This is a genomic window from Methylovulum sp. (assembly GCF_028687615.1).
Taxonomy (GTDB): Bacteria; Pseudomonadota; Gammaproteobacteria; order Methylococcales; family Methylomonadaceae; genus Methylovulum.
Map to the genome: position 1 here is coordinate 62370 of NZ_JAQTZU010000018.1, position 8359 is coordinate 70728.

An 8359-nucleotide genomic window follows, 5' to 3' on the forward strand; every position below is an offset into this window, starting at 1 on the left:
TGAAAAACAACGATTTTCAAGCAACAATGTAACTAAGCTGTCATGTTCTACTTATAGAATAACAGATGAATAATTCAGACTTTTGCTGTTGAACAGATCATTTCCAGGTTACCTATGCTTGACTCCCCCAAAAACAAACGCGACCTTAACGGTTCCGTCAAGTTTTCCGCCCCCAGTGTCCTTGAACTAACAAAACCAGTCAAACCCATCACGCTAGAAATGATGGTACTGGAAGTGTTGGGCTTATTTCAAGGAGACCCGGAATTAGCCGCGCTACCTGTGCTTACAGATAACGACAAATTTTTGGGCATTATATCAAGGCGTAATTACCTTAACTTAATGACCAAAGCCTTTGCCCGTGAACTGTATGCGCGTAAATCACTGTTCACCTTGCTGGACAGCAATGCGGAAATTTTCGTCGCACCGTTGATTGTGCGTACAGAAGACCGTATTGACCAAGTCATCGCCGATTTTTTAAGCCGTGACCCAGGCATCCATTACGAAGCCTTGCCGGTTATTGACGATACGGGTATTGTCGGTGTCGTAAAAATTGCCGACATGATGCTCAAGATGTCGCAATCGCAAGGCAACTTGATTGAAACCATGCAACAACTCAGTGCGCGTTTAAATGATGAAGTCGCCAACGCCGCCACCTTGCAAAAAAACCTGTTACGCTCTGCTGACATTGCGTTGCCTGGAGTGACGGGGCTGTCCACGATGATGACGTCAAGCGAAGTCGGCGGGGACTTTTATGATTACTATATCGTCGATAACCGCTGGGTGGTCATCTTGGTCGGCGATGTCAGCGGACACGGTATTGCCGCCGGCACTATCGTTTGTGCCGCCAAAGCCTCTGTCAACTTCCTTGAATCCCAACGCGAAAAAGAACCTGGCAAGATCCTCGCCCGCCTGAGCAACATCATTTTCAACACCGCACACCAATCTTTATTGATGACCATGTTCGCCATTTGCCTGGACACCCAAACTGGTGAACTACGCTATGCCAACGCCGGCCATCAATTTGCCTACCTTTACCGTGCCATGCTCGGTCAATTGGATTGTTTGGAGATTGGCGGCTTGCCGTTAGGGAAAAACATCGACACGGAATACGAACAAATCGTCACGGAAATGGACTTAGGGGATCGATTGTTCCTTTATACGGATAGTATCGTCGAAGAAGAATGTCCCGCTGGTGAATGTTTTGGCTATGAACGTCTGGAAGCCTTATTGGTTAGCCAAGCCGATAGCGACATGCCGACACTACATGCGAAAATCTTGAGCAATTTGAGCTCGCATACCCAGCGCAGCACTTTTGGTGACGACTTGACTATGTTCGGCGTAGACTATCTGGAAAAAACTTACGATACGGGTAACACGATTAGCTCAACACCAGCCCAAAGCCAGGAGCTGGATGAAGTTTATATTTTCGATGCGGATTATCGCGTCAATCCCGCGCCTATCGCGGCAAGAATTAACCGGCAAGAAGTGGTGTTCATGGCCAAACACCAATTTTCCGACCTGATCCCCAATCTGGCGGCACAAGGTGTCCGGCGCGTCCTGCAACAAGACCACCCTATCAACGAGTTATTAGGCTGGGAAAATTTACTTAACCAACATCTTCATAAAACCCCTGACGATTTGGCAAACTTATTGCGCTATCCAGACCAACGCCGGGAGTTTGAGTTTAGCCATAGCGAAGACAAAGCCTTTATCATTGCCGAAGTGGACGCATGGTTACAAGAATTGTCAGTTCCTAACCCTGAGCGTCTTGACGCAGCGGTCTTCATGTTGGATGAACTCATAGAAAATGGCTTGTGTGCCGCGCCGCGTGACGGCAAGGGCCGGGCTTTGTATCCTAAAGGCACATCACGGGAACTGGACGTGGATGAAAAACTCCGTCTGGACTTGTCGATCCAAGGCAGTCTTCTAGGAATTTCGTTGACGGATACCTGGGGCACCTTGACCCCGAATGTATTTTTAAACCGCCTGGCCCGGCATATTGAAGGCTTGGGCTTGGACTCTGGAGTCGGCGGCGGGGGGCTGTATCTAATTTGGCGCATGTCTGACTATCTACAATTGCGGGTTTTTCCTAACCGGCAAACACAAGTCTGTGCATTTTTGGACTTGGTCAATCCATTTAACCCTGAATCCGATAAAGGCTACCAATTCCTTTATCACACGGAACTAATCGAGGCTATTAACCATGAATCAATCTAAGTTAAAGATTCAGCCGCAACCTTCGCCAGAAAAACTGGCGCAACAATTCTATCTTGTGGGTACAGTGGATGTCGATGCGGTCGAAACCCTGGAAACCCTGTATGTTTTGCCTCCCCGTTGTTCTGTAGAACTTGATTTCTCACAAGTAGACCGGGTCAATTCGATGGGTTTGGCGCAGTTGCTAAAATTATTCGAACTATGGCAAAACCATAACAACAGGATTAGCGTGACCAATACCAACCGTATGATTGGTATCCTTTTTAAAATGACGGGCCTTACCCGCTTTTTGGCCGATGAACAGGCGGATTCCACGGCAGCAGTTGCCGCTCCTCCGGTTTCAGCCCCCGCCCAGCACAACCAGGCCATACTTGATGCCGCGAATCCGGTGACCTCGGAAAGCTTGCAAATTAAACCGCAACCGTCCACCACGTCATTGAACCAGCAATTTATCTTTAATGGCATGATAGATGTCAATGCCGTTGAGTTGTTGGAAACCTTGTATGTCATACCTGAAAATTGTTCGGTAACGCTCAATTTTGCCCTAGTCCAGCGCGTCAACTCCATGGGTTTGGCGCAATTGCTCAAACTTTTCCAACACTGGCAAGAGCGTAATGTATCCATCAGTGTGACCAATACCAACCGTATGATCGGCATACTGTTCAAAATGACCGGCCTGACACGTTTTCTGGCAGACGAGCAAACACCCGCACCAGCCACAGCTACAGCTAGCGCACCGGTTGCCAACATTGTCCAGCCACGACAAAAAGCCCCGCTAGAAATTGCGGTACCGCCGCCAGCCTTGCGTCGGATACATGACGCCCATTCAACGGTGGACATACAGGCCCATAGCGATAAGCTTAGCCTTTGGGTCAGCGCCCAAAGCAGCCAGCAAATGAACGGCTGGTATTTTTTCAACACCTATTTGCAACGGCATTTAGGCCGCGAAATCCACCTGGAACTCAGCCACGGTGCAATGACTGAACAGCGGAAGAAAATTGAAGAAAATGATATTGTTTTCACCAAGCCGTTTGAAGCCACCCGCCTGATGTTGGAACACCACTACAAACCGTTGCTCAGGCCGATAGACCAAGCCGATGAAGTGACCTTGCTAGTTCGTAGCGAAGATAAACGCCAGCACTTGAAAGACTATATCGGCGGCAAAATTGTCACTGCCGCCCAAGATAACTTTGTCTACCTGCTGGGACGGTTTTTGCTGGAAGAAAGCGAAAGCTCATTGGCCCACATGGAACACGTGTTTTCCGGCCATGACATTAAAGCCCTGCAAATGCTGCTGAAAGGTTCGGCGGATATTTTGTTCATGCTCAGCGACACCTACAAGGGCCTGTCCGGTTTGACACGGAAAATGCTCCGCGAAATCGACCAAAGCGAAACGGCTTTTGCCTTCCACATGTTCAGCGTCGCGCCGCATTGCGCCGGGCTAGGTGATGCCCTGTCGGAAGTCTTGCTGGATATGAACCAGGACAGCCAAGGGCGGCAAGTGTTGGCGGATCTGGGCATTCCCGGTTGGATCAAACCTACCCACGATGAATGCGAAATGCTGGCGATGTTGTTTAACCGTTACGCCCCTGTCAATCCCTAAAAGCACTTGATCAAATTGGCTCCAAGCCTTTGAGGTTTCATCAGACTGAAAGGTCTATACCGCTTATGTTGCCAAAACATAAGCCATCAACTATCAGGGATCTACCAAGGCATTTCTATAATGGGTAATTTTTAGGCCGGATGATAAGCGAAAATCCCAGGTATTCATTGCTAACCGCCACCCCCCTCTGATCTATCCAACAAAGTGCAGCGCTTTACTGGTTTTGTTAATTACAGTAGTATTGCCACCTGTCTTGCGGGCTTTTCCTTAACGCCCACTCCCTTTTAACCATCAATGCCAAGTTTTTGAATTCACTTCAATAACTGACTAAATTAACCTCATGTCCACAAACGATACCCAATTGCCCGCCAATTTTATCCGTCAGATTATCGCCAACGATATTAGCACCAACCAACATAATGGCCGGGTCGCCACCCGTTTCCCGCCTGAACCGAATGGCTATCTGCATATTGGCCATGCCAAATCGATTTGCCTCAATTTCGGCATGGCACTTGAAAACAATGGCACATGCAACCTGCGCTTTGACGACACCAATCCTGAAAAGGAAAGCGATGAATATGTGCAGGCTATCATGCGCGATGTGCAATGGCTGGGTTTTAACTGGAGCGAGTTGCGCCATGCTTCCGATTATTTTGAGCAGCTCTACGATTACGCCACACAGTTGATTGAAAAAGGCTTGGCTTATGTCGATAGCCTGTCGCCCGAACAAATCCGCATGTATCGCGGCACATTGACCGAACCTGGCAAGGAAAGCCCCGACCGGTGCCGCCCCATCGCAGAAAATCTGGATTTGTTCAAAAGGATGCGGGCTGGCGAATTTTCTGACGGTCAATACGTGCTACGCGCCAAAATTGATATGGCCTCGCCCAACATCAATCTGCGTGATCCGGCGATTTACCGCATCCGCCGCGTCCACCACCAGCGCACCGGCGACACTTGGTGCATTTACCCGATGTATGATTACACGCACTGCCTCTCGGACGCGCTGGAGCACATCACCCATTCGTTGTGTACGCTGGAATTTGAAGACCACCGCCCGCTCTATGATTGGGTGCTGGAGCAATTGCAAACACCCAGCCATCCACAACAAATCGAATTTGCCCGTTTGCAATTGGAATACACCATCGTCAGCAAGCGTAAATTGAACCAATTGGTCATGGAAAAGCATGTCAGCGGCTGGGATGACCCGCGGATGCCGACGTTGGCAGGCTTGCGCCGTGCGGGTGTCACGCCTAAAGCCATCCGTGATTTTTGCGAGCGCATCGGCTTGACCAAACAAAATTCGTGGATAGAAATGGGGGTGTTGGAATACTGCATCCGTGAAGATTTGAACGACAACGCCGTGCGGGTCATGGCGGTGTTGGCACCGTTGCGCGTGGTCATCAGTAATTACCCTGATGGGCAAACCGAAAATTTGGAAATCAGCAACCATCCGCAGCGTCCTGAACTGGGTAAACGTATCGTGCCATTTTCTAAAGTCATACTGATTGAACAAGACGATTTTGCCGAAAATCCACCGCCAAAGTACAAACGTTTGGTTCCAGGCGAAGAAGTACGCTTGCGTGGTTCTTATGTGATACGTTGTGAAGAAGTCATTAAAGATGCGGATGGCAACATCATCGAGTTGCACTGTAGCTATGACCCTGGCACCCTGGGCAAAAACCCCGAGGGCCGTAAAGTCAAAGGCGTCATCCAATGGGTATCCCAAGCCCACGCCTTACCAGCGGAAGTACGCTTGTACAGCCGCCTGTTCAGCGTCCCGCAACCGGATAATGAAGCCAATTTCCTGGATGCGTTAAACCCGGACTCTCTGGAAGTGTTGAAAAATTGCCGTGTTGAAGCCAGCTTGGCCCACGCCACGACAGATACCCGCTACCAATTTGAACGCACCGGCTATTTTTGTCTGGACACCGTTGATGGCAGCAACGGGAATTTGGTTTTCAACCGCACCGTTACTTTGCGGGACGGTTGGGTAAAAGACTGAGCATACTACCGATACCTGTCATCGCAAAAACACAGTGTGTCTTTTTTACAGCGGCACAGATTTAACCTTTATTTGGAGTGATTCATGAAACTAATGATTAAAACAGCCTTGATACTTTCAGTACTGATGGCATACGACGCCAGCGCGTCCAGCTATCCGGCCCGCTTAGGCGGCAAGATCGGCAACGGCATTGCCAATGTCGTGACCGGAGTCGCGGAAATCCCTAAAACCATTATGATAGCCAACCATCAGGAAGGCATAGCTTATGCCGCCACCGCCGGTGTAGTCACAGGCATCGTCCACATGCTAGGGCGCACACTGAGCGGAGCATACGATTTGGCGACATTTATCATCCCTACCAAACCGATTGTCACCCCGGATTACATCTGGCAAGATTTTGATAAGGAAACCTCATACCGTTCGACTTGGCAATTACGCTAAATTCTGCTGAAGCTGCACTCCTAAAAAAGGGCTAACAGCCCTTTTTTATCGACTTCCATAACACATATCAACCCCCTACGATTTTTTTGCTTAACTGGTTAAACTATAAAATCCCCCACATATTCAATAATATGCCAATGCTCGATTCTAGTGTAAAAATTGACTGGATTCATTTGCGCGGCATCAATTAGTATTCCTTCGGCCTCCTTGTTTTCTAACTTTTAGTGAATAAGATGGGACTTTGATTTTTTAGCGTTAAATTCAAATAAAAACAAGATGGCAGGATACGCAATCACCCAGTAATGAGGGAATTCGTTTAAACTGCCGCTTCGGTGGAAACTCACTTTTAGGGGAAGGATTTATGCAATCGTATTTAGCCATGATTCAAAACGCGCTTGGCGGCGTTGATGTGCCAATGTATTTCGCCGCCGCTTTGCTGATAGCCAGTATCGCGCTGTGTTTATTGGTGCGCGGACGTTATCGGGGCAAATTAAAAAAATTGGGCAGTGAATTAGTCCAAGCACAAATGGCGCATGAACAGCTTAAAGCTACGCAGGAGGGGCTGCAACAATCAGAAGAAGCATTACGGCTGTTCAAAACTCAAACGGAACAAGCCCATCAACAAGTAGCGGCATTCCTGGAAACAGTCGGTAAGGAATGGGCGATTGCTTATGATCAGGATGCCGCTACGGACCATGACGGCGACATCTGGCAAAGGCAGGAATATGTTGTCAGCCAATTGATAAACCGCTTGAAGGAAATGCAAAATAACCAGCAAAATTGGGACATGCAGCTTGACGTGTTAAACAACACCTTTGCGGAACAACGGGAAGTGCAAAGCAACATGGAGGATATGCTGGCCAATCTCCAGACAAAAAATCAGGCTTATAAAGAATATACCGCCAAGCTGGAAACGAATCGGATGAAAGTGTTCAACGATTTGAATTTGTCGGCACAAAAAATCCGCCAGTTGACCTTGGATCATAAAGCCGAGCAAGGCAATAGCGAAGCTGAAGTGGTAAAACTCCATGAACAACAACGCGCTTATCAACGCGCTTATAAGGTGCAGCTTGGTAAGTTGGAATGGGATCGCATCAAGATTTTTGACGATTTAAACGTGGCGTTACAAAAAATCCGCGACTTGGAAGCCATCTTACAAAATAAAGAGGAATCCGTCGTCGAAGACGTAACGCCGGTTTTAGTTCCAGAAGCACCCGTGCCAACATCAGTCCAGGTGCAAGAAATTTTGCTTCCCCCGCTGGCGACGGTTCCTGAATTGGCAGAAACCATCGAGCCGCCACAACAGTCACAGCCGTTATTTGCCAAATTAATGGACAGTGTAAAAGCTGATTTTGATTTGGGTAAAAAATTTGCACAGTCTATGGCCCATGTTGGCGGGCATCATGAGGTGAAAGATGAAAAGCCAACTTTGCCAGCGCAAACCGATAGTTTGGAATCGACCAAGGATTCAGAAAAAGACGCAATTAGTACAAAACGACAACAAGAGTTGGCTGCCCGGCCTGGACATGATTTGGAAGTAAAAGATAGGCCGTTAAAGGAAAGTCGCCAAGTGGCTGGCAGCGCGGCAATCGTGAAGCAAGAAAGCAAATCGCAATGGTTTAACCCGTTTAAAAAGCCAGTCGGGCAAGAACCCGTATTGCCTCGGGAATCCGTGGATCAGAAACCATTGCCGGCCATAGATGAAGTGGTCGATGTGGACATAGCCGACCAACAGGCTTCTGGGCAACTTAAAAGTTTTTACCAGAAAATAATTGGCTTTACAGGAAAATCAGTAAAGCAAGCACCAGAATTGCCAGAGGTACCCGTTCTAGCGGTAATTGATGAAGCAGCCGATGTCGAGGTAACTGCCCAACAGTTTCCTGGGCAACTTAAAAGTTTGTATCAGAAAATGATCAGTTTTACTGGGAAAAAATAATCCACCACACAGGAATAACATCCCTTCGGGAGATGTTATACCAATCCCAATAAGTTTCTATGACAACACCGCCCAGCTCCGAGAGCAAAGGGATCGAATGGCGTCCGGTTGCAAAGCAAATTTATTCCAAGCCTGACAGCAGACATCAAGAATGTCGTCA

5 protein-coding genes are annotated in these 8359 nt (G+C 48.2%); all 5 read left to right on the forward strand.

The features are described from left to right. Positions 1-114: 114 nt before the first annotated feature. The 5 genes from PHH59_RS12075 to PHH59_RS12095 all read left to right on the forward strand — a co-directional run bounded on the left by PHH59_RS12075 (position 115) and on the right by PHH59_RS12095 (position 8199). On the forward strand, positions 115-2217 hold the full coding sequence (locus tag PHH59_RS12075) for a SpoIIE family protein phosphatase (protein WP_300016286.1): 2103 nt from the start codon (positions 115-117) through the stop codon (positions 2215-2217). Then, the gene (locus PHH59_RS12080; RefSeq protein ID WP_300016289.1) at positions 2204-3817 is read left to right on the forward strand and encodes a PhnD/SsuA/transferrin family substrate-binding protein; all 1614 of its coding nucleotides are present in this window, start codon (positions 2204-2206) and stop codon (positions 3815-3817) included. Before PHH59_RS12075 ends, PHH59_RS12080 begins: the two co-directional genes overlap by 14 nt. Positions 3818-4157: 340 nt before the next feature. Next, positions 4158-5822: a glutamine--tRNA ligase/YqeY domain fusion protein gene (locus tag PHH59_RS12085; protein ID WP_300016292.1), complete on the forward strand. Its 1665-nt coding sequence runs from the start codon at positions 4158-4160 to the stop codon at positions 5820-5822. 84 nt (positions 5823-5906) lie between these two features. Then, positions 5907-6263 carry an exosortase system-associated protein, TIGR04073 family gene (locus tag PHH59_RS12090; RefSeq protein WP_300016295.1) on the forward strand — a complete coding sequence of 119 codons (357 nt, stop codon included), beginning with the start codon at positions 5907-5909 and terminating at the stop codon, positions 6261-6263. A 361-nt stretch (positions 6264-6624) separates the two neighbouring features. Then, a complete protein-coding gene (locus tag PHH59_RS12095) occupies positions 6625-8199 on the forward strand; it encodes a hypothetical protein (protein WP_300016298.1) in 1575 nt (524 codons plus the stop codon). Positions 8200-8359 lie beyond the last annotated feature (160 nt).

Bases quoted from the DNA above. Each gene is read 5' to 3' on its own strand.
- PHH59_RS12075 (WP_300016286.1), top strand. From the start codon at position 115: ATGCTTGACTCCCCCAAAAACAAACGCGACCTTAACGGTTCCGTCAAG.
- PHH59_RS12080 (WP_300016289.1), top strand. From the start codon at position 2,204: ATGAATCAATCTAAGTTAAAGATTCAGCCGCAACCTTCGCCAGAAAAA.
- PHH59_RS12085 (WP_300016292.1), top strand. From the start codon at position 4,158: ATGTCCACAAACGATACCCAATTGCCCGCCAATTTTATCCGTCAGATT.
- PHH59_RS12090 (WP_300016295.1), top strand. From the start codon at position 5,907: ATGAAACTAATGATTAAAACAGCCTTGATACTTTCAGTACTGATGGCA.
- PHH59_RS12095 (WP_300016298.1), top strand. From the start codon at position 6,625: ATGCAATCGTATTTAGCCATGATTCAAAACGCGCTTGGCGGCGTTGAT.